At 70.1% G+C, this 21080-nt stretch carries 18 protein-coding genes and 2 pseudogenes; 12 read left to right on the top strand and 8 right to left on the bottom strand.

Features of this window, described 5'->3' with window-relative positions; genetic code table 11:
* Both HY68_RS25130 and HY68_RS25125 read right to left on the bottom strand, forming a co-directional pair.
* Window positions 1-1837, bottom strand: a 1837-nt coding sequence (locus HY68_RS25130; RefSeq protein ID WP_241778793.1) for an MFS transporter, incomplete at its 3' end; no start/stop codon positions are given.
* Window positions 1838-2305: 468 nt separating this feature from the next.
* Window positions 2306-2746 (bottom strand): annotated as a pseudogene (locus HY68_RS25125) (SRPBCC family protein); the annotation flags it as partial.
* Window positions 2747-2883: 137 nt separating this feature from the next.
* Here HY68_RS25125 and HY68_RS25120 point away from each other — a divergent pair.
* The 3 genes from HY68_RS25120 (at window position 2884) to HY68_RS25110 (ending at window position 4946) form a co-directional block, all read left to right on the top strand.
* The gene (locus HY68_RS25120) at window positions 2884-3933 is read left to right on the top strand and encodes an Rv2578c family radical SAM protein (RefSeq protein ID WP_041992602.1); all 1050 of its coding nucleotides are present in this window, start codon (window positions 2884-2886) and stop codon (window positions 3931-3933) included.
* An 81-nt stretch (window positions 3934-4014) separates the two neighbouring features.
* Window positions 4015-4419 (top strand): RidA family protein, encoded by a 405-nt coding sequence (locus tag HY68_RS25115; RefSeq protein WP_041992599.1) that lies wholly within the window; start codon window positions 4015-4017, stop codon window positions 4417-4419.
* A gap of 26 nt (window positions 4420-4445) precedes the next feature.
* Window positions 4446-4946, top strand: coding sequence for a GNAT family N-acetyltransferase (locus HY68_RS25110; protein WP_041992596.1), 501 nt, complete (start codon window positions 4446-4448; stop codon window positions 4944-4946).
* Window positions 4947-4959: 13 nt separating this feature from the next.
* Here the strand turns inward: HY68_RS25110 and HY68_RS25105 are convergent, their stop codons facing one another.
* The gene (locus HY68_RS25105) at window positions 4960-5526 is read right to left on the bottom strand and encodes an adenylosuccinate lyase (RefSeq protein WP_041997097.1); all 567 of its coding nucleotides are present in this window, start codon (window positions 5524-5526) and stop codon (window positions 4960-4962) included.
* A gap of 374 nt (window positions 5527-5900) precedes the next feature.
* Between HY68_RS25105 and HY68_RS25100 the strand changes: the two genes are divergently transcribed.
* The 9 genes from HY68_RS25100 (at window position 5901) to pssA (ending at window position 16684) form a co-directional block, all read left to right on the top strand.
* Window positions 5901-7682, top strand: a complete 1782-nt coding sequence (locus tag HY68_RS25100; protein ID WP_041992593.1) for a 3-hydroxybutyryl-CoA dehydrogenase — start codon at window positions 5901-5903, stop codon at window positions 7680-7682.
* Between the two features lie 82 nt (window positions 7683-7764).
* On the top strand, window positions 7765-8577 hold the full coding sequence (locus HY68_RS25095) for a TetR family transcriptional regulator (RefSeq protein ID WP_041997094.1): 813 nt from the start codon (window positions 7765-7767) through the stop codon (window positions 8575-8577).
* Window positions 8578-8980: 403 nt separating this feature from the next.
* A complete protein-coding gene (gene ccrA, locus HY68_RS25090; RefSeq protein ID WP_041997092.1) occupies window positions 8981-10318 on the top strand; it encodes a crotonyl-CoA carboxylase/reductase in 1338 nt (445 codons plus the stop codon).
* On the top strand, window positions 10318-12324 hold the full coding sequence (locus HY68_RS25085) for a protein meaA (protein WP_078863771.1): 2007 nt from the start codon (window positions 10318-10320) through the stop codon (window positions 12322-12324). Before ccrA ends, HY68_RS25085 begins: the two co-directional genes overlap by 1 nt.
* Window positions 12321-13283: a CoA ester lyase gene (locus tag HY68_RS25080; RefSeq protein ID WP_041992590.1), complete on the top strand. Its 963-nt coding sequence runs from the start codon at window positions 12321-12323 to the stop codon at window positions 13281-13283. The genes HY68_RS25085 and HY68_RS25080 overlap by 4 nt, the downstream gene beginning before the upstream one ends.
* Window positions 13284-13286: 3 nt before the next feature.
* The gene (locus HY68_RS25075; RefSeq protein WP_041992587.1) at window positions 13287-13814 is read left to right on the top strand and encodes a MaoC family dehydratase; all 528 of its coding nucleotides are present in this window, start codon (window positions 13287-13289) and stop codon (window positions 13812-13814) included.
* Window position 13815: 1 nt separating this feature from the next.
* The gene (locus HY68_RS25070) at window positions 13816-15021 is read left to right on the top strand and encodes an acyl-CoA dehydrogenase family protein (protein WP_041992584.1); all 1206 of its coding nucleotides are present in this window, start codon (window positions 13816-13818) and stop codon (window positions 15019-15021) included.
* Between the two features lie 180 nt (window positions 15022-15201).
* On the top strand, window positions 15202-15849 hold the full coding sequence (locus tag HY68_RS25065) for a phosphatidylserine decarboxylase (RefSeq protein ID WP_041992581.1): 648 nt from the start codon (window positions 15202-15204) through the stop codon (window positions 15847-15849).
* Window positions 15836-16684: a CDP-diacylglycerol--serine O-phosphatidyltransferase gene (pssA, locus tag HY68_RS25060; protein ID WP_041992578.1), complete on the top strand. Its 849-nt coding sequence runs from the start codon at window positions 15836-15838 to the stop codon at window positions 16682-16684. The genes HY68_RS25065 and pssA overlap by 14 nt, the downstream gene beginning before the upstream one ends.
* Before the next feature lie 62 nt (window positions 16685-16746).
* Here pssA and HY68_RS25055 read toward each other — a convergent pair whose 3' ends face one another.
* The 5 genes and pseudogenes from HY68_RS25055 to HY68_RS45435 all read right to left on the bottom strand — a co-directional run.
* Window positions 16747-18021, bottom strand: coding sequence for an ABC transporter substrate-binding protein (locus tag HY68_RS25055; RefSeq protein WP_041992576.1), 1275 nt, complete (start codon window positions 18019-18021; stop codon window positions 16747-16749).
* A complete protein-coding gene (locus HY68_RS25050) occupies window positions 18018-19076 on the bottom strand; it encodes a branched-chain amino acid ABC transporter permease (protein ID WP_041992573.1) in 1059 nt (352 codons plus the stop codon). The genes HY68_RS25055 and HY68_RS25050 overlap by 4 nt, the downstream gene beginning before the upstream one ends.
* Window positions 19069-19959 (bottom strand): branched-chain amino acid ABC transporter permease, encoded by an 891-nt coding sequence (locus tag HY68_RS25045; protein WP_041992570.1) that lies wholly within the window; start codon window positions 19957-19959, stop codon window positions 19069-19071. Before HY68_RS25045 ends, HY68_RS25050 begins: the two co-directional genes overlap by 8 nt.
* Window positions 19956-20723 (bottom strand): ABC transporter ATP-binding protein, encoded by a 768-nt coding sequence (locus HY68_RS25040; RefSeq protein ID WP_041997086.1) that lies wholly within the window; start codon window positions 20721-20723, stop codon window positions 19956-19958. Before HY68_RS25040 ends, HY68_RS25045 begins: the two co-directional genes overlap by 4 nt.
* A gap of 62 nt (window positions 20724-20785) precedes the next feature.
* Window positions 20786-21080 (bottom strand): annotated as a pseudogene (locus HY68_RS45435) (ABC transporter ATP-binding protein); the annotation flags it as partial.

Raw genomic sequence — 21080 nt, 5'->3', positions numbered from 1 at the left:
GCTGGTGCCCGCCGGCCGCCGCGATCATCACGTACGACCCGGCGCCCGGCACACTGAGCGCGTACCGCCCGTCGGCGCCGCTCGCACCGCGGCCGATCTGCTGCCCCTGGACGTCGATGAGCGTGAGCGCGGCGCGCGGCACCGTACTGCCGTCGTAGTGCTGGACCGTGCCGCACACGGCGACACCCGAGGTGTAAGCGGGCTGGGTCGGCGCGACGGGGGCGACGGGCGGGGCGAACGGTGAGGGTTCCTGGGCGGCCGCGATGCGCGCGGTGGGGACCTCGGTGGACTCGGCGGCTGAGGCGTTGTGGGACACCAGCGGTTTCTCCTTGAGGAAGAAGGCGATGAAGAGGCCGAGGACAAGCACCGGCACGAGATAGAGGAAGATCCGCGGCATCGCGTCGGCGTACGCCTGGATGTAGCCGTCGCGCAGCGCGGGCGGCAGCGCGTGCACCATCTGCGGGGTGATGGACTCGGGGCTGGGCAGCCCGGCCCCCGCGGGGATGCGGTCGGCGAGCGCGTCGGTCAGCCGGTTGGCGAAGAGCGTGCCGAAGACGGCCGCCCCCACACTGCCGCCGATCTGCCGGAAGTAGTTGTTGGCGCTGGTCGCCGTGCCGAGGTCGGAGGGCGGTACGGAGTTCTGCACGGCGAGCACGAGCACCGACATCACCATGCCGACCCCGAGGCCGAGCACCGCCTGCGCGATCCCGGTCTCCAGGCCTGAGGTGCCGGTGTCGAGCCGGGACAGCAGCCACATGCCGACGGCGGCGACGGCGGTGCCCAGCACCGGGTAGATCTTGTAGCGGCCGGTACGGCTGATGAGCTGCCCGGAGACGATCGACGCGCCGACGACACCGCCCATCATGGGCAGCATCAGCAGCCCCGACTCGGTGGCGCTCGCGCCGTCGACCATCTGCAGGTACGTCGGCAGATAGCTGGCGGCGCCGAACAGCGCGACACCGATGACCGCGCCGACCAGGCTGGTGGTGTTGAAGACCGTGTCGCGGAACAGCCGCAGCGGGATGATCGGTTCGGCGGCGAAGTGCTCGACGACCAGGAACAGCACGGCCGTTCCGAGCGCGCCGGCCGCGAGGCCGAGGATGGTCCGCGAGCCCCACGCGTACTCCGTACCGCCCCAACTGGTCAGCAGTACGAGGCAGGTGGAGGCCGCGGCGAGCAGCGCGGCGCCGAGCACGTCCAGCCGGCCCCTGACCGCCTTCTTGGGAAGGCGCAGGACGACGGAGACGACGGCGAACGTGACCACACCGAACGGCACGTTGAAGTAGAAGCACCAGCGCCAGGACGCGTGGTCGGTGAAGAAGCCGCCGAGCAGCGGCCCCGCCACGGAGGCGAGACCGAAGGCGGCGCCGATCAGCCCCATGTAGCGGGCGCGCTGCCGGGGCGGCACGATGTCGGCGATGATCGCCTGGACCCCGATCATCAACCCGCCGGCGCCGATGCCCTGGACCGCGCGGAAGGCGATCAGTTCGTTCATGGAACGCGACCAGCCGGTGAGGGCGGAGCCGATGGTGAAGGCGACGATCGCGAACAGGAAGACGCCCTTGCGCCCGAAGAGGTCGCCGAGCTTGCCGTAGATCGGCAGACCGATGGTGGAGGTCAGCAGATAGGCGGTGATCGCCCAGGACATCCGGTCCAGGCCGTGCAGTTCGCCGACGATCTTCGGCAGGGCCGTGGCGACGATCATCTGGTCGAGCGCCGCCAGCAGCAGCGCGAGCATCAGGCCGACGAAGACCAGCCGCACCCGGCGCGGGCTGAGCACCTCGCCCGGCGCCACCCCGTCGGATCCGGTCGGTGGTGGCTGCGGCGGACCGGCCACCGCGGGAGCGGACACCAGTGTCCGCTCGTCGTCCTTCACCAGAGTGATCCCGCCCACGTACTGCTCCCCTCGTCACGCCCGCACCCGGCACACTTGCGCGGCGTCATTCTTCGCATTGCGCGCCAAGCAGGAGCAAGCGGGATGCTCACGAACGAAGGGGGTTACGGCGGGGGCGTGTTGTGCGTCGGAGCCCGCGCCGGGGCGCTCATCAGGGGCTTTCCCGCGACGCATCACGCGCGGAGCGCGGTACGGCGCCGCGGGGAAAACCACCCGAATCGGTGACCCCGGCGGGAGTGACCGAGGGAGCTTGGTTGCCCGGGACTACTTCTTCTCACCCTCGGCGGGGTCGGTCACCGCGGGCTCGGTGGCGGCAGGCTCGGTCGCGGCCTTGTCGCCGGGGGCCACCTCGACGTCGCCGCCGGACTTCGCGGCCCCGGACTTCTCGGCTCCGGCCGTCGCGGCCCCGGCCTTCTCGGTCTCGGCGGCGAGCCTCGCCAGGATCGTGCTGTAGATACGGCCGAGTCCCTTGGGCGCGAAGGTGCGCTCGAAGAAGCCGCCCACACCGCCGGCGCCGTCCCAGACCGTGGTGACGACGGCCTTCGAACCGCCCTCACCCGCCGGGGTGACGACCCAGGTGGTGACCATGGAGGAGTTGCGGTCCTTCTCGACCAGCTGACCGTCCGTGGGCTCCGTGACCTCCAGCAGACAGTCGCGGATGCGCTTGCTGGTGGCCTGGAGCTTCCAGTGGACGAGGGTCCCCTCGCCGTCGCCGCCCTCGCGCACCTCGTACTCGCTGAACTGCTCGGGCAGGAGCTTCGCACGGGTGTCCCGGTAGTCGGCCAGCGCGTCGAACACGGTCTCCGCGTCCGCCGCGATGATCCGCTCCGTCGTGGCCTCGACCTGCGCCATGGCTGTTCCTCCAGCACTCGGTTCTTGGGTGAAGTGCGGACAGCCAACCACCCCCGGCGCGCCCGCCCAAATCGGGGTGGCCGACATTGAACGAACAAATGTTCTATTCTCTGAGGAGCACTACCGAGGAGGCAGCCATGCGCTGGGACAATCTGGTCGAGAACCCCGGGACAACTGGGGACATCGCGCTCTTCGGGACGGACGCGGTGACCACACGCACCTTCGACACCCCCGAATTCCGCGGCATCACCTTCCACGAAATACGTGCCCGCTCGATCGTGAACCGGGTGCCGGGAGCGTCCCGTATGCCGTTCGAATGGACGGTCAACCCGTACCGCGGCTGCACGCACGCCTGCGTCTACTGCTTCGCGCGCAAGACCCACAGCTATCTGGACCTCGACACCGGACTCGGCTTCGACTCCCAGATCGTCGTCAAGATCAACGCCCCGGAGCTGCTGCGCCGCCATCTCGCGTCGCCCCGCTGGGAGGGGGCGCACATCGCGATGGGCACGAACGTCGACTGCTACCAGCGGGCCGAGGGCCGCTACCGGCTGATGCCCGGCATCATCTCGGCGCTCACCGAGCGCGCGAACCCGTTCTCCATCCTCACGAAGGGCACGCTGATCCTCCGCGACCTGGAGCTGCTGCGGCAGGCGGCGGCCCTCACCGAGGTCGGCATCTCCGTCTCGGTCGGCTCGGTCGACCAGGAGCTGTGGCGCACCGTCGAGCCCGGCACGCCCTCACCGGAGCGCCGCCTCGACGTCGTACGGGCGATGTCGGAGAACGGGATCGGCTGCGGGGTGCTGATGGCGCCGGTCATCCCCTTCCTGGGCGACCGGCCCGACCAGCTCCGGGCGACGGTACGGGCGATAGCGGCGGCCGGCGCGACCTCCGTGACCCCGCTCGTCCTGCATCTGCGGCCCGGCGCGCGCGAGTGGTTCATGACCTGGCTCGCCGAGCGCCATCCGCACCTGGTGCGGCGGTACGAACGGCTCTACGCGGAGGGCGCGTACGCCCCGAAGTGGTACCAGCGCCGCATCACCGGCCAGGTGCACGCGCTGGCCGACGAGTACGGCATCGGCCCCGCGGCCCGGGGCGCGTCGCGCCGGCTGTCCGTACCGACGGACCCGGACCTGCCGACCGCGCGGCAGCCCGAACAGGAGCCCACGCAGCTCACGCTGTTGTGACCGGGGGGCGGGAGTCGGGGGCCGGCCGTCGGCCGCGAAACCCCTTGGCGCGTTGTCAGTGGCATCGGCCAGGATGGGCGCATGAGTCGACTCACCCATGTACCGGCGCCCGAAGGCGTCGCCCCCGGCAACGGCTACAGCCATGTCGTGTACGGCACGGGCACGTTCGTCGCGGTGTCCGGCCAGTGCGCCTTCGACGGGGACGGCAAGCTCGTCGGGGAGGGCGACGCGGCCGCCCAGGCGCGCCAGGTCTTCGAGAATCTGCGCCGCTGCCTCGCCGCCGCGGGCGCCACCTTCGCCGATGTCGTCAAGCTGACGTACTTCGTCACGGACGTCGCCCATCTGCCCGCGATCCGGATCGCGCGCGACGAGGTCGTGGACACCGCACGCCCGCCGGCCAGTTCGGCGATCCAGGTGGCCGCGCTGTTCCGGCCCGAGCTGCTGCTGGAGATAGAGGCGTTCGCCGTCGTCGGGGAGAAGGGCTGAGCGGGGGGCCGGTCCGGATCCGGGACATGACGGCGGACGACTGCGAGGCCGTCGCGCGGATCCGGGTGCGCGGCTGGCAGCACGCGTACGCGGGGCTGATGCCCGCGGCCTACCTCGACGCGATGAGCGTCGAGGAGGACGCCGCGCGCCGGCGGGAGCAGTTCGGCGCCGGGGGAAGCCGGGTGGTGAACGTCGTCGCGGAACGCGCGGGCGAGACCGTCGGCTGGGGCTGCTTCGGCCCGAGCCGGGACACCGGAGCGCCGGACGGCACGGCGGAGCTGTACGCCCTCTACGTACGCCCCGAACACCTGTCCACCGGCGTCGGCCGGTCCCTGATGGCCGAGTTGCGTGTACGCGCGGCGGCGCGGGGATACCGGTCGATGTCGCTGTGGGTACTGACGGACAACTCGCGGGCACGCCGCTTCTACACGAAGGCGGGCTTCACGCCTGACGGAGCGAGCGAGTCGTACGAGGTGGCGAACGTCCCCGTACCGGAGGTGCGGTACGCGGCGCGCCTGAACGCCTAGGCCTGTCCGGGCGTCAGGTCAGGCGGGTCAGGGCCTCGGTCGCCGCCGGGCGGAGTCTCGGCGTTTCGAGAGCCGCCCGCAGCACCGTCGTGGCGCTCGGGTCGCCCAGTTCGCCCAGGCCTTCGACGCAGGCCAGTGCCACCCGCCAGTGCGGTTCGTCCGGGGCCAGCAGCCGCTCCAGCGTGGTGATCAGTGCCGGTACGGACTCGGGCGCGCGCAGTTCGGTGAGCAGGCGGACGGGGTGCAGGGCGTACGCCGTGCGCATCGCGTTCGTGGCCAGCGCTGCCGCCGCCCGCGCCGTGCGGGGGTCGGCCAGCCGCGCCAGGGCGTACGAGGCGCCGACGCAGCGCTCCGGGTCGCGGTGGTTGAGCAGCAGGACCAGCGTCTCGAAGGCCCGGCTGTCGCCCGCGCAGCCCAGCCGGAAGGCCGCGATCTCCCGTGCCCATAAAGGCCGTTCGCGCTCGACGAGCACGACGGCCAGTTCCTCGTCGTCCTCGGTGGCGATGAGCCGTTCGTACGCGGCGCAGCCGCCGGACTCGTCCCGCACCCGGTCCGCGAGAGAGCGGAAGTCCTCGTTCATGGCGGCCAGAGTATCCGTGACCCAGACCACATCCGCCAGCCAGGACGGAGGTCTGGCGCGCTCGTTACCCGTCGGTTAACCTCAGATGAGCGGGTGACCCCCGCGGCTCCCGGCGGCCTGGTGACGCAGCCGTCGAGAGCGCAGTGCAGTCGGTTCGGCACGAGTTCAGTACGAGCGACGCGACCCCGGGACAGGGTGGCGCCCTCCTGACCCGCAGGAATCCGCAGGGATCCGCAGCGATCCCGCACCAATCCGCAGGACACGCGGCGCACCACGAGCGAGGCACGGCACCCGGCGCAGCGCCCCGTGCCCACGTGCGCGCGCCCGCCGCCGCCCCCCTTCAGTCGTCACTCTTCCTCCCCTGGAGTCCCGTGATGGACATCCCTCTCTCCACCATCGCCGTCGTCGGCCTCGGCACCATGGGGACCGGCATCGCCGAGATCCTCACCCGGGCCGGCCGCGAGGTCATCGGTATCGACATCAGCGACGCGGCCACGGCCCAGGCCGTCACCGCGCTCGAAGCCTCCACCGCCCGCGCTGTGGAGCGCGGGCGGCTCACCGAGCAGGAGCGGCGTACCGTCCTCGCCCGGTTCCGTACCTTCACCGATCTGCGGGCCGCAGCCGACGCCGGTCTGGTGATCGAGGTGGTGCCCGAGTCGTACGAGACCAAGCAGCAGGTCTTCCGCGCGCTGGACGGCATCGTCAGCCCCTCCGCCGTCCTCGCGACGGGCACGAACGCGCTGTCGGTGACCCGGCTCGCCGCGGACTCGGCGCACCCCGAGCGGGTGCTCGGGCTGCACTTCTTCAACCCGGCGCCGGCGATGAAACTGGTCGAGGTGGTCCGTACGGTCCTCACCGCACCGGCCGCCGTCGAGGCGGTCACCGCGCTCGCCCGTGAGCTGGGCAAGGAGCCGGTCGCCGTCGGTGACCGGCCGGGCTTCGTCGCCGACGGGCTGCTCTTCGGCTATCTCAACCAGGCAGCGGCGATGTACGAGGCCAAGTACGCGTCGCGCGAGGACATCGACGCCGCGATGCGGCTCGGCTGCGGGCTCCCGATGGGGCCGCTCGCCCTCCTCGACCTGATCGGCGTCGACACCGCGCGCACGGTGCTCGAAGCGATGTACGCGGCGTCCCGCGACCGGCTGCACGCGCCGGCGCCGGTGCTCAGACAGCTCAGCGAGGCGGGGCTCACCGGGCGCAAGTCGGGCCGCGGCTTCTACACGTACGAGGCGCCGGGCAGCGCCACCGTCGTCCCCGACGCGCTCACCCCGCCCGACCGCACCGGGACGGACGGGGCGCGGACCGTCACATCGGTGGGGGTCGCCGGTTCCGGCACGATGGCGAGCGGCATCGCCGAGGTCTTCGCGAAGGCCGGGTACGACGTGGTGCTGGCGGCGCGCGGCCCGGAGAAGGCGGCGGCGGCCAAGGAGCGGGTCGCCACGTCGCTTCAGCGATCCGTCGACAAAGGGCGGCTGACGGCGGAGGCCAGGGCCGAGGCGCTGGCCAGGATCGCGCCGGCCGGTTCGCTCGACGCGTTCGCCGAGGTCGATCTCGCCGTCGAGGCGGTGGTGGAGGACCTGGAGGTCAAGCGGCAGCTGTTCGCCACCCTCGACAAGGTCTGCCGTCCCGGCGCCGTCCTCGCGACGACCACCTCGTCGCTGCCGGTGATCGCGTGCGCCCGCGCCACCTCGCGCCCCCGCGACGTCGTCGGTATGCACTTCTTCAACCCGGCCCCGGCCATGAAACTGGTCGAGGTGGTCCGTACGGTCCTCACGTCGGACGAGGCGCACGCCGCGGTGCACGAGGTGAGCGCGGCGATCCGCAAGCATCCGGTGGACTGCGGCGACCGGGCGGGCTTCATCGTGAACGCGCTGCTTTTCCCGTACCTGAACAACGCGGTCAAGATGGTGCAGGAGCACTACGCGACGCTCGACGACATCGACGCGGCGATGAAGCTCGGCGGCGGCTACCCGATGGGGCCCTTCGAACTCCTCGACGTGGTCGGTCTCGACGTGTCCCTCGCCATCGAGCGGGTGCTGCACCGCGAGTTCCGTGACCCTGGCCTCGCCCCCGCGCCGCTGCTGGAGCATCTGGTGGCCGCCGGGTGCCTGGGCCGCAAGACCGGGCGCGGCTTCCGCGAATATGCGCGGCGCTGACGGCGGGGCCGCGCCCGGCGGCGATCCGGGCGGCCCCGCCCCGCAGGAGATTTCCGCAGGGCGGATGCAGTACGTTCACCTCATGTCCCAGTCGGCCAAATCCTCCCGTACGACTGCCAGGTCCGATGCTCCTGAGACTGCGGCGAGTACCCGCGCCGCGGCCCAGCGGCTGAAGATGCGCCGCGAACTGGCGGCGGCGGCGATGGAGCTGTTCGCCACCAAGGGGTACGAGGCGACGACGGTCGACGAGATCGCGGCGACGGCCGGGGTCGCGCGCCGCACCTTCTTCCGGCATTTCAGGTCGAAGGAAGAGGCGATCTTCCCCGACCACGACGACACGCTCGTACGGGCCGAGGCCGTGCTGAACGCGGCCCCGGCCCACGAGCACCCGCTGGACACGGTGTGCCGCGGCATCAAAGAGGTCATGCGGATGTACGCGGCGTCGCCCGCCGTCTCCGTCGAGCGCTACCGGCTGACCCGTGAGGTGCCCACGCTGCGCGAGCGGGAGATCGCTTCGGTGGCGCGCTACGAGCGGCTGTTCACCCGCTATCTGCTGGGGCACTTCGACGAGCACGACCACACCGACGGCAACGACGACCCGCTGCTGGCCGAGGTGGCCGCCTCTGCCGTCGTCACCGCGCACAACCATGTGCTGCGGCGCTGGCTGCGGGCCGGCGGCAAGGGCGACGTGGAGGCGCAGCTCGACCACGCCTTCGAGATCGTCCGTGACACGTTCGGCGCGGGCATCGGCGCGGGCCGTACCGTCGGCGGCAAGCCGGAGCGGGCGGCGGCGACCGCGCGTACCAGCGGGGACGTGCTGGTGACGGTGGCGCATGTGGACGCGCCGCTGGACGAGGTCATGCGGACCATCAAAAAGGCGCTCAAGAACGCGTAGCGGCGCGACGCGGCCGTCCCGAGCGCGTGTCGTCCCCGGCGGGACGACGATCCGTATATAGAAATGCCGGTGGGGTCACATGCCGGAGGGGCCCGTCCCCCTCCGTTCGTCGTCGCGCCCAGTCGCGATCACGGAAAGTGAGTAGCCGATGACCCGAGGCGTCCGCCGGGGAAATTACTGGCACGCAGTGTCTTGTCAGCTGGCACGGCGTGCCATACCGTGAAGGTGTCCGGATGTCCCCGCAGGCCATCTCGCCAGCGCCCCGGACGCCTGCGTCACAGGCACCCTCCGCGCCCACCCGGCGCCGCCGATCAGCATGACCTCGATCAGCCACACCCGCCGGACCGACGGCACACGCACCCCCTCAGCGTTCCCGAAAATACGCTTCGCCGGAGGCGACACCGTGAAGGAAATCCTGGACGCCATCGAGTCACCGGACAGCACGTCCGCCGACTTCGCCGCGCTGCCCGTCCCCGAGTCCTACCGCGCCGTGACCGTGCGCAAGGACGAGACGGAGATGTTCGCAGGACTGCCCACCAACGAGAAGGACCCCCGCAAGTCGCTCCACATCGACGACGTGCCCGTGCCGGAACTCGGCCCGGGCGAGGCGCTGGTCGCCGTGATGGCCAGCTCGGTCAACTACAACTCCGTCTGGACGTCCATCTTCGAGCCGATGGCGACCTTCGGGTTCCTGGAGCGCTACGGCAAGCTCAGCGAGCTGACCAGGCGTCACGACCTGCCGTACCACGTCATCGGCTCCGACCTGGCCGGTGTCGTGCTGCGCACCGGCCCCGGTGTCAACGCCTGGCACCCGGGCGACGAGGTCGTCGCCCACTGTCTCTCCGTCGAGCTGGAGTCGTCCGACGGGCACAACGACACGATGCTCGACCCGGAACAGCGGATCTGGGGCTTCGAGACCAACTTCGGCGGCCTCGCCGAGCTGGCGCTCGTCAAGTCCAACCAGCTCATGCCCAAGGCGGCGCACCTGAGTTGGGAGGAGGCGGCGGCGCCGGGGCTGGTCAACTCGACGGCGTACCGCCAGCTGGTCTCACGCAACGGCGCCGGGATGAAGCAGGGTGACAACGTGCTGATCTGGGGCGCCAGCGGCGGACTCGGCTCGTACGCCACGCAGTTCGCGCTCGCCGGCGGCGCCAACCCCGTCTGTGTGGTGTCCAGCCCGCAGAAGGCGGAGCTGTGCACCCGGATGGGCGCCGAGGCGGTCATCGACAGGAACGCCGAGGAGTACCGGTTCTGGAAGGACGAGCACCACCAGGACCCGCGCGAGTGGAAGCGGTTCGGCAAGCGCATCCGCGAGGTCACCGGCGGCGAGGACGTCGACATCGTCTTCGAGCACCCGGGCAGGGAGACCTTCGGCGCCAGTGTGTACGTGACCCGCAAGGGCGGCACGATCGTCACCTGCGCCTCCACGTCCGGCTACACGCACGAGTACGACAACCGCTATCTGTGGATGTCCCTCAAGAGGATCGTGGGCTCGCACTTCGCCAACTACCGCGAGGCGTGGGAGGCCAACCGGCTGGTGGCGAAGGGCAAGATCCACCCCACCCTCTCGAAGGTGTACGCGCTCCAGGACACCGGACAGGCCGCGTACGACGTCCACCGCAATCTGCACCAGGGCAAGGTCGGTGTGCTGGCGCTCGCGCCCCGCGAGGGAATGGGCGTGCGGGACGAGGAGAAGCGCGCCGAACACATCGACGCCATCAACCGGTTCCGGACGCTGTGATGGGCGAGAAGGACCGCCCGTGGCTGATGCGGACGTACGCGGGCCACTCCACGGCCGAGGCGTCCAACGCGCTCTACCGGCGCAACCTCGCCAAGGGCCAGACCGGGCTCTCCGTCGCCTTCGACCTGCCGACCCAGACCGGTTACGACCCGGACCATGTGCTCGCCCGCGGCGAGGTCGGCCGGGTCGGCGTGCCGGTCACCCATCTCGGCGACATGCGGCGGCTGTTCGAGGACATCCCGCTGGACCGTACGAACACCTCCATGACCATCAACGCCACCGCCATGTGGCTGCTGGCGCTGTACCAGGTGGTCGCCGAGGAGCAGGGCGCCGATCTCGCACGGCTCCAGGGGACGACGCAGAACGACATCGTCAAGGAGTACCTGTCACGCGGCACGCATGTGTTCCCGCCGGTGCCGAGTCTGCGGCTCACCACGGACATGATCACGTACACGGTGAACCACATCCCCCGCTGGAACCCCATCAACATCTGCAGCTACCACCTCCAGGAGGCGGGAGCCACCCCCGTCCAGGAGATCGCCTACGCGATGTCGACCGCCGTCGCCGTGCTGGACGCGGTGTTCGCCTCGGGGCAGATCGCCGACGACCGCAAGGGTGAGGTGGTCAGCCGGATCTCCTTCTTCGTCAACGCCGGCGTCCGGTTCGTCGAGGAGATGTGCAAGATGCGCGCCTTCTCGCGCATCTGGGACCAGCTGACCCGCGAGCGGTACGGCGTCGAGGACGCCAAGCAGCGCCGCTTCCGCTACGGCGTCCAGGTCAACTCCCTCGGCCTGACGGAGGCGCAGCCGGAGAACAACGTCCAGCGCATCGTGCTGGAGATGCTGGGCGTCACACTCTCCAAGGACGCCCGCGCCCGCGCCGTACAACTCCCCGCCTGGAACGAGGCGTTGGGACTGCCCCGGCCGTGGGACCAGCAGTGGTCGCTGCGGATCCAGCAGGTGCTCGCGCACGAGAGCGACCTGCTGGAGTACCCGGACCTCTTCGAGGGCTCGCACGTGGTCGAGGCGAAGGTGGCCGAGCTGGTCACCGAGAGCCTGGCCGAGATGGCCAGGATCGAGGAGATGGGCGGCGCGATGGCGGCCGTCGAGTCCGGCTATCTCAAGTCGCGGCTGGTGTCGGCGCACGCCGAGCGGCGCGCGCGCATCGAGTCGGGCGACGAGAAGATCGTCGGCGTCAACTGCTACGAGTCGACGGAGCCCAGCCCGCTCACCGCCGACCTCGACACCGCCATCATGACGATCGACCCGGCCAACGAGGCGCGGGTGGTGGCCGCCCTGCACACCTGGCGCGAGCACCGCGACGAACCGCGCGCCACGGAGGCGCTGACCGCGCTGCGCAAGGCGGCCGCCGGCACCGGCAATCTGATGGAACCCACCGTGGAGTGCGCCAGGGCCGGTGTGACGACCGGCGAGTGGGCCTGGGCACTGCGCGACGTCTTCGGCGAGTTCCGCGCTCCTACGGGCGTCGGCGGCGCGCCGGTGACCGCCGCGGCCGAGGCCGGCACACCGCTGGCCGGCGTACGCGCGAAGGTCGCGGACACCGCGCGGGACCTGGGGGTCGGCCGGCTGCGGCTGCTCGTGGGCAAGCCGGGGCTCGACGGGCACTCCAACGGCGCCGAGCAGATCGCGGTGCGCGCGCGGGACGCCGGGTTCGAGGTCGTCTACCAGGGCATCAGGCTGACGCCCGAGCAGATCGTCGACGCGGCGCTCGCCGAGGACGTGCACTGCGTGGGGCTCTCGATCCTGTCCGGGTCGCACGCGGCGCTGGTGCCCGACGTACTGGCGCGGCTGCGCGAGGCGGGCGCCGGTGACGTACCGGTCATCGTCGGCGGGATCATCCCGGCCGGCGACGCGCGCACGCTGCTCGGCGCCGGTGTGGCCGCCGTCTTCACCCCGAAGGACTTCGGTATCACGGAGATCATCGGCCGTATCGTCGACGAGATCCGCTCCGCCAACGCACTCGCCCCTCTGGAGGTCCCCGCATGACGTCCGTGAACCGTCTCAGGCCCCGCCGCTCCTGCCTCGCGGTGCCGGGATCGAACCCGCGCTTCCTGGAGAAGGCCCAGGGGCTCCCGGCCGACCAGGTCTTCCTCGACCTGGAGGACGCCTGCGCGCCACTCGCCAAGGAGGGCGCCCGGCACACCATCGTGGACGCGCTCAACAAGGGCGACTGGACGGGCAAGACACGGGTCGTACGGGTCAACGACTGGACGACGCAGTGGACTTACCGCGACGTCGTCACGGTGGTCGAGGGCGCGGGGCAGAACCTCGACTGTCTGATGCTGCCGAAGGTGCAGGACGCGCAGCAGGTCGTCGCGCTGGACCTGCTGCTGACGCAGATCGAGAAGACGATGGGCTTCGAGGTCGGCAGGATCGGCATCGAGGCGCAGATCGAGAACGCCAAGGGGCTGGTGAACGTCGACGAGATCGCCGCTTCGTCGCCGCGTCTTGAGACCATCGTCTTCGGCCCCGCCGACTTCATGGCGTCCATCAACATGAAGACCCTGGTGGTGGGCCAGCAGCCGCCCGGTTACGGCGCCGACGCGTACCACTACATCCTGATGCGCATCCTGATGGCGGCCCGTACCCATGACCTCCAGGCGATCGACGGCCCGTTCCTGCAGATCCGGGACGTGGACGCATTCCGCGAGGTGGCGGGGCGCGCCGCCGCTCTCGGCTTCGACGGCAAGTGGGTGCTGCACCCCGGGCAGATCGAAGCGGCCAACGAGATCTTCTCGCCCTCGCAGGACGACTACGACCACGCCGAGCTGATCCTCGACGCGTACGAGTACCACACGTCGGAGGCGGGCGGCAAGAAGGGCTCGGCGATGCTCGGCGACGAGATGATCGACGAGGCCAGCCGCAAGATGGCGCTGGTGATCTCCGGCAAGGGCCGCGCGGCCGGCATGCGGCGCACCACCTCCTTCGAAGCCCCGGAGGTGTGAACGATGCAGTTCGGGCGCACATTTGAGGAGTTCGAGGTCGGCGCGGTCTACAAACACTGGCCGGGCAAGACGGTCACGGAGTACGACGACCATCTGTTCTGTCTGCTGACCATGAACCACCACCCGCTGCACATGGACGCCAACTACGCGGGCAGCACGACGGACTTCGGCAAGAACGTGGTCGTGGGCAACTACGTCTACTCGCTGCTGCTCGGTATGTCGGTGCCCGACGTCTCGGGCAAGGCCATCGCCAATCTGGAGGTCGAGTCGCTGAAGCACATCGCGCCGACCTTCCACGGCGACACGCTCTACGGCGAGTCGACGGTCCTCGCGAAGACCCCGTCGCGGTCCAAGGCGGACCGGGGCGTCGTCCAGGTCGAGACCCGGGGCTACAACCAGGACGGCACGGTGGTGTGTGTCTTCCGCCGCAAGGTGATGGTCCCCACCCGGGCCTATGTCGAGGAGCGCGGCGGCGAACAGCCGGGCCGCCCCGAACCGCTGGATCCGCCGCAGAAGTCACGGGAGAAGTGAGATGAGCCGACTCGCACAGACAGCGGACCTGACCGACGTACAGCGCGAGATCCTGTCGACGGTAAGGGACTTCGTCGACAAAGAGATCATCCCGGTCGCCACCGAACTCGAGCACCGCGACGAGTACCCGCAGCAGATCGTCGAAGGACTCAAGGAACTGGGCCTGTTCGGGCTGATGATTCCGGAGGAGTACGGCGGACTCGGTGAGTCCCTGCTCACCTACGCGCTGTGCGTGGAGGAGATCGCCCGCGGCTGGATGTCCGTCTCGGGCATCATCAACACCCATTTCATCGTGGCCTACATGCTCAAGCAGCACGGCACCGAGGAGCAGAAGGACACCTTCCTGCCCCGGATGGCGGCGGGCGAGGTGCGCGGCGCCTTCTCCATGTCGGAACCGGGGCTCGGCTCGGACGTGTCGGCCATCACGTCCAAGGGCGTCAGGGACGGCGACGACTTCGTACTCACGGGCCAGAAGATGTGGTTGACGAACGGTGGGACGTCCACACTCGTCGCCGTGCTGTGCCGGAGTGACGAAGGACATCCCGAAGGCACCGCGCGGCACAAGTCGATGACGACGTTCCTGGTGGAGAAGGAGCCCGGTTTCGGCGAGGTGCGTCCCGGGCTCACCATCCCGGGGAAGATCGACAAGATGGGGTACAAGGGCGTCGACACGACCGAGCTCATCATGGACGGACTTCGCATTCCGGCCAATCGGGTACTCGGCGGCACGACCGGCCGAGGGTTTTACCAAATGATGGACGGTGTCGAAGTCGGCCGTGTCAATGTCGCGGCGCGTGGCTGCGGCGTCGCACAACGCGCCTTTGAACTGGGCGTCTCATATGCCCAGCAGCGGCACACTTTCGGCAAGGCCATCGCCGAGCACCAGGCCATCCAGTTCAAGCTCGCCGAGATGGCTACCAAGGTCGAGGCGGCGCATGCGATGATGGTCAACGCGGCACGCAAAAAGGACTCCGGTGAACGAAACGACCTGGAGGCAGGGATGGCGAAGTACCTCGCCTCCGAGTACTGCAAGGAAGTCGTCGAGGACGCCTTCCGGATCCACGGCGGTTACGGCTTCTCGAAGGAGTACGAGATCGAGCGACTCTACCGGGAGGCGCCGATGCTGCTGATCGGCGAAGGTACCGCCGAGATCCAGAAAATGATCATTGGGCGCCGACTGTTGGAGGAGTACCGATTCCAGGGCTGATTGTCGCTTTTGAGGTTGTTTCGCGACGGATAAGATCACACCCTGTCGCCATCTGACACTGGCTTCAAGCCGCTCGACTCGGGTGCTGGCTTGCTCAGTTGTGGCTCGCAACCGATACCATCGGTGGAAAGCCGCCGTCCCCCGTTGCCAGCGCGGCATCATCCGCTACGAAGGTCATCCATGCCCCACAGCCAAACCTCTGCACCACGCGGCCGGGTCCGCCTCGCGCGCGGAGCATCGCCGTGGCTCCTCCCGACCGTCGCGACCGCAGCGATCGGCCTGGCCCGTGCCCGCCGCTCCAAGGGCGCCGCCGCATTCGCCGTGCCCGTCACCGTACTCGCGGCGGGCATGCTGTGGTTCTTCCGCGACCCGGAGCGTGAGATCACGCAGGGCCGCGTCATCTCCCCCGCCGACGGTGTGGTGCAGAGCATCATGCCGTGGAAGGACGGACGCACCCGCGTCGCCATCTTCATGAGCCCGCTGAATGTTCACGTCAACCGCGCTCCCCTCGCGGGCACGGTGACCTCCGTCGAGCACATTCCCGGCGGGTTCGTTCCGGCTTTCAACAAAGAGAGCGAGAACAACGAACGCGTCGTCTGGCACTTCGACACCGAGCTCGGTGACATCGAGATGGTGCAGATCGCCGGCGCCGTGGCCCGTCGCATCGTTCCTTATCTGCCGCAGGGCACCAAGGTGGAGCAGGGCGAGCGTATCGGCCTGATCCGGTTCGGCTCGCGCGTCGACATCTACCTTCCCGAAGGTGTGGATGTCGCTGTCGAGGTCGGTCAGGCCACGACCGCAGGGGTGACTCGAATTGACCGTCATTGATCCCGAGACTCAGACCGGCTGGGTCGCCGAGGCGCAGGAGGAGGACGAGGCGGAAGACATTCCGCTGTCCTTGCGGCTGTCGATAGCGGACACCCTCACACTCGGCAACGCCACCTGTGGCTTCATGGCGGTGTACTTCACCACCACCGGCATCCTCATCCCGCATCTCACCGGCAGTGACGAGAGCGGCATGGCGCGGCACTCCGCGGCCACCGCCGTGATCCTGATGCTGTGCGCGGCGATCTTCGACCTGTTCGACGGGCTCGTGGCGCGCCGGCTGCGCAGCTCGCCGATGGGCGCCGAGCTGGACAATCTCTCCGATCTGATCAGCTTCGGTCTCGCGCCGGCGTACTTCGTCCTCGTCTACGGCATGGTCGCCGACGACGCGCACCAGCGGGTGTCGGCGCTGGCGGCGATCGTGGTGCTGCTGGCCGTCGTGCTGAGGCTGGCCAGATTCTCCTGTGTGACGCTGAAGGACGGCATGTTCCAGGGCATGCCGAGCCCCTTCGGCGCGCTGACGGTCGTCTCGATCGTGCTGCTGGAGCTCCCCTTCGTGCCCACGCTGCTCGCCATCATCGGCGTGGCGTGGCTGATGGTGAGCCGGGTCGAGTACCCGAAGCCGCGCGGCATTCTCGCGGTGGCGATGCTCAGCTGGATCGTCTCGGCGATGGCGCTGCTGGCGGCCTGGGCGTTCGACGCGCCCGGCGGGCAGCTGCTGCTGCAGACCGGCTGTGCGCTCCAGGTGGTGACGGGCGCGGTGATCCCGCTGTTCGCCACGGCACGGCGCGTGAACACGTTCCGTGACAATCGCCGTGAGGCGCGCGCGGAGCAGTAGGAGTACGAAACGTGAAAGAGGGGCCCGGGTGCGGATCGCACCCGGGCCCCTCTTCGTTCGTCTCAGCCGCCGGCCGTGACCTGGAACGCCTCGGCGTTCTTGGCTGTCCCCGCGGGCCGTACCACCCGCAGCCCGCCCGGCACCTTGTCGTCCGGCTTCATGATCACGGACTGCCGGGTGGACGGGGCCGCCGGGTCCGAGAAGTCGTGCGTGATACCGAAGCCCTGGTACGAGGACGTGGACAGCAGCGCCTTGCCGACCCCCGCCCGGGTCAGGTCCTTGGCGTCGCACGCCTTCTTCAGCACATCGCCGTAGAGTGTGCCTGCGACGTAACCGGCCACCACCCCGTTGTCCAGCTCCGCCTTCGGATAGGCCGCCTTGTACTCCTTGGCGAGCTTGGCGGGCGCGGGCTCGTCCGAGCCGATCGGCAGCGTCGAGGCCGCCATGTAGTAGTCCTTCATCAGCGCGGGGCCCGCCTGGGTGGCGAGCAGCTGCGGCGCGAACGTCGAGTTGTTGCCGACGACGGGGACGTCGAAGCCGCTCGCCGCCGCGACGCCCACCAGCGAAGCGGTCTGCGCCGGGCCCGCGCTGATCACGATGGCCTTGACGCCGGCCCTCTTCAACGTCGCGACCTGGGCCGACATGTCGTTGTCCGTCGGTTTGATCTTCTGCTCGACGATGGTGAGCCCGGCCTGCTCGGCCTCGTACTTCGACCCGGCGAGCGCGTTCTCGCCGTAGTCGCCCTCGAAGTAGACATGCCCGACCTTGTCGCCCTTGGCGATGCGCTTCTCGCTGACCAGGTAGTCGAGGGCGTTGATGGTCTCGATGTCGTACGTCGCGCCGATCACCCGTACGTACTCGCTGCCCAGCAGACTCGCCGACCAGGCCTGCGGCAGGACGAGCCCCTTGTCCTGGCCGTCGATGCGCTGCTTGACCGCCGCGACGAACGGCGAGCCGATGAACTGGGCGAAGCCCAGCACGTTCGGCGCCAGCTCGTTGTAGGCCGTGACGGCCTTCTGCGGGTCGTAGCCGTGGTCGCGCACGGTCAGCTTGATGTCCCGGCCACAGATGCCGCCCGCCGCGTTGACCTGCTTCGCCCAGAGCTGCTGGGCCTGTGTGACGCTCTTGCCGAGCGAGGCGTAGACACCCGTCAGGTCGGTGAGGACACCGAGCGTGATGGTCTTGTCGGTGACGCCCTGCCCGGTCTTCACTCCCCCGGCGTCTGCCCCCTCCTTGTCGTTGTCGGTCGCCTTGCCGCTGCACGCCGTGAGCGTCAGCGCCAGGACGGCCAGCAGCGCGGCGCCGCCTCTGAGCGTGGTGATGGGACGTGGCTTCATTTCTTCTCCCGTGAGGACAGGGTCGGGCGGGTGAGGCCGCCGGGCAGGAACAGGACCACCGCGACGATCGCGGCGCCGTACAGATAGCGGGCGGCCTCACCGGGGGCTACGCCGCCCGCGCCTGGCTCGGAGACCAGCGGAAGGCCGTCGCTGTAGTGGGTGAGCACCTGGGGCAGCAGCGAGACGAAAGCGGCGCCGACGACCGCTCCGGCGACCGAGCCGAGGCCGCCGATGACGATCATCGCCAGGTACTCCAGGGCCAGCGTCATGCCGAAGTAGTCCGGCACGGTCCGCTGGAAGATCAGGGCCAGCAGCACACCGGCCAGACCCGCGTACATCGAGGAGAGGACGAACACCGCGGCCCGGTAGCGGGCCACCGGCACGCCCATCACGCCGGCCGCCGTGCGGTGGTCGCGTATCGCGTTCATGGCCCGTCCGGGCCGGCCCCGCAGCACCCCACGGGCGAACAGACCACAGCCCAGCAGCGCGGCCAGCGCCACGTACCAGAGCTTCTCCGACGACTGGAACGGCACGGCCGCCACGACGGTGACACTGTCGTCGAAGCGGATGCCGAACAGCGACAGCGGCGGTACGTCACGGCCGTTGAAGCCGCCGGTGAGCCCGGTCGCGTCGAACAGCACGTGCTGCCCGATGAAGATCAGCGCCAGCGTCGCGATCCCCAGATACGCGCCGCGCAGCCGCCCGGCGATGGGGCTGAAGATCCCGCCCGCCACCCCGGCGAGCAGTACGGCCAGCACGGCGGCGAGCCAGGTCGGCAGCCCGAGCCCGGTGAGCCGGTGGCCGCCCGCGCTCCCGCCGTCACCGGCGAAGACGCAGTAGCCGTACGCGCCCACGGCGAGGAAGAACGCGTGCCCCATGGAGAGCTGCCCGGTCGCACCGGTCAGCAGATTCAGCCCGATGGCGCCGACCGCCGCCGCCATCGCGAACAGTCCCGCCTGGAGCCAGAACCGGTCCAGGTAGAACGGCAGGGCCAGCAGCACCAGGGCCCCGGCGGCCCAGCCGTACGTCCGTGGCCCGCGCAGCAGCTCAGACACGGGCCAGCTCCTTCGTACCGAAGAGCCCGGCGGGCCGTACGAGCAGCACGACGAGCATCACCAGATACGGCGCGAGATCGCCGATGCCCCGGCCCAGGAACGTCAGATCGCTCTGGTACCCGGTCGCGAGGGATTCGGTGACCCCGACGATCAGGCCGCCGGCCAGCGCCCCGGTCGTCGAGTCGAGCCCGCCGAGGATCGCGGCCGGGAACGCCTTGAGCGCGGCCAGCGAGGTGGCGCGCTCAAGTCCCGGCGTCGGGAAGACGGTGAGGAACAGCGCGGCGACGGCGGCGAGCGCCCCCGCGACCGCCCAGGCGGACATCGAGACCCGGCCCAGCCGTACGCCCATCAGCGCGGCCGTCCCCGGGTTCTCGGCCGCCGCCCGCATCGACACGCCCCAGTTGGTGTACCGGAACGCCAGCAGGAAGCCCGTGATGAGCACGGCGGCCGCGACGAACGCCGCGACCCGGGTCTGGGCGATCGTGATGTCCCCGAGGGTGAGGACACCGTCGCCCCACGGATCGCCGAGCGCCAGCACGTCCGTACCGAGCCTGCGGGTCAGCTCGGTGGTGAGCAGGATGTCGACGCCGATGGTGACGATCGCCAGCACGCTCTGGTCGGAGCCCCGGTAGCGCCGCATCACCAGATACTCCACAGCCGCACCGACCACGGCGGCCCCGGCGATGCCCACGGCGAGCGCCGGCCAGAACCCGATGTCGTCGTGCAGCGACGCGGTGACGTACCCACCGGCCAACAGCAGCGAGGCGTGGGCGAAGTTGACCACCTCGGTCGCCTTGAAGATCACCACGAAGCCCAGCGCGATCAGCGCGTAGACCGAGCCGATCGAAATGCCGCCGAGAAGAAGCTCGATCAGCGTCGTCATGAACCGCTCCCCTCATCAGCGCCCAAGTAGGCCCGCACCACGGCCGGATCGTTCTGTACGCGCTCCGGCGGACCGCTCGCGATCCTGCGGCCGAAGTCCAGTACGGTCACCGCGTCGGCGAGCCGCATCACCACCCCCATGTCGTGTTCGACCAGGACGATCGAGATCCCGAGGCTGTCCCGCACCCCCGACACGACAGCCGCCGTACGCCGCCGCTCGTCGGCGGTCATCCCGGCCACCGGCTCGTCCAGCAACAGGACTTGGGGCTCCATACACAGCGCCCGCCCCAGCTCGACGAGCTTCTGCTTCCCGTACGGCAGCGCGCCCGCCGGCCGGCCGAGATCCCCGGCGAGACCGACGAACTCGGCGATCTCCGCGACCCGTTCGCGATGCCGGCGCGCCTCGCGGGCCGCCGAAGGCAGCCCGAGCCCCGTCGCGACGAACCCGGCCCGGGTCAGCCGGTGCCGGCCGAGCAGCATGGTCTCCGCGACCGTCGCGTGCGGTGGCAGCGCGAGATTCTGAAAGGTCCGCGCCACCCCGAGCGCGGCGATCCGGTGCGGCGCGAGCCCGGTCAGCTCGTCGTCCCCGAGCCGGACACTGCCCGAGGTGGCGCGGTAGACCCCCGACAGCACGTTGAAACAGGTCGACTTGCCCGCGCCGTTCGGACCGATCACGGCATGCACACTGCCGGGCTCGACGGTGAACGAGACGGCGTCGAGGGCGACGAGACCGGCGAAGCGGACGGTGACGTCCCTGAGGGTCAGCGCGGGTGCCTCGGCCGGCGGGCGCGCGGGGTGGTCGTCCTGCGGGCGCGGGAGTACGTCGCTCACGCCGACCACCGCGCCAGCACCGGCCGCCGAGCGCTGTCCGCGTCCTCGGCTGCGGTCTCGTCCACGACACCGAGATAGCGCCTGCGCACCTCGTCGGACGCGGCGAGCTCGTCCGCGGAGCCTTCGAGCGCGACCTGGCCCACCTCCAGGACGTACGCACTGCTGGCGAGCCGCAGCGCGATGGCCGCGTTCTGCTCCACGAGCAGCACCGACGTACCGCGCTCGTTGATCTCCCGGACGGTGTCCGCGATCCGGGCGGCCATCAGCGGCGCGAGCCCCAGCGACGGCTCG

The sequence above is a fragment of the Streptomyces sp. AcH 505 genome (assembly GCF_000818175.1).
GTDB lineage: Bacteria > Actinomycetota > Actinomycetes > Streptomycetales > Streptomycetaceae > Streptomyces.
The sequence above is the reverse complement of the archived record's forward strand: the minus strand, read 5'-3'. Positions and strand labels throughout refer to the sequence as shown.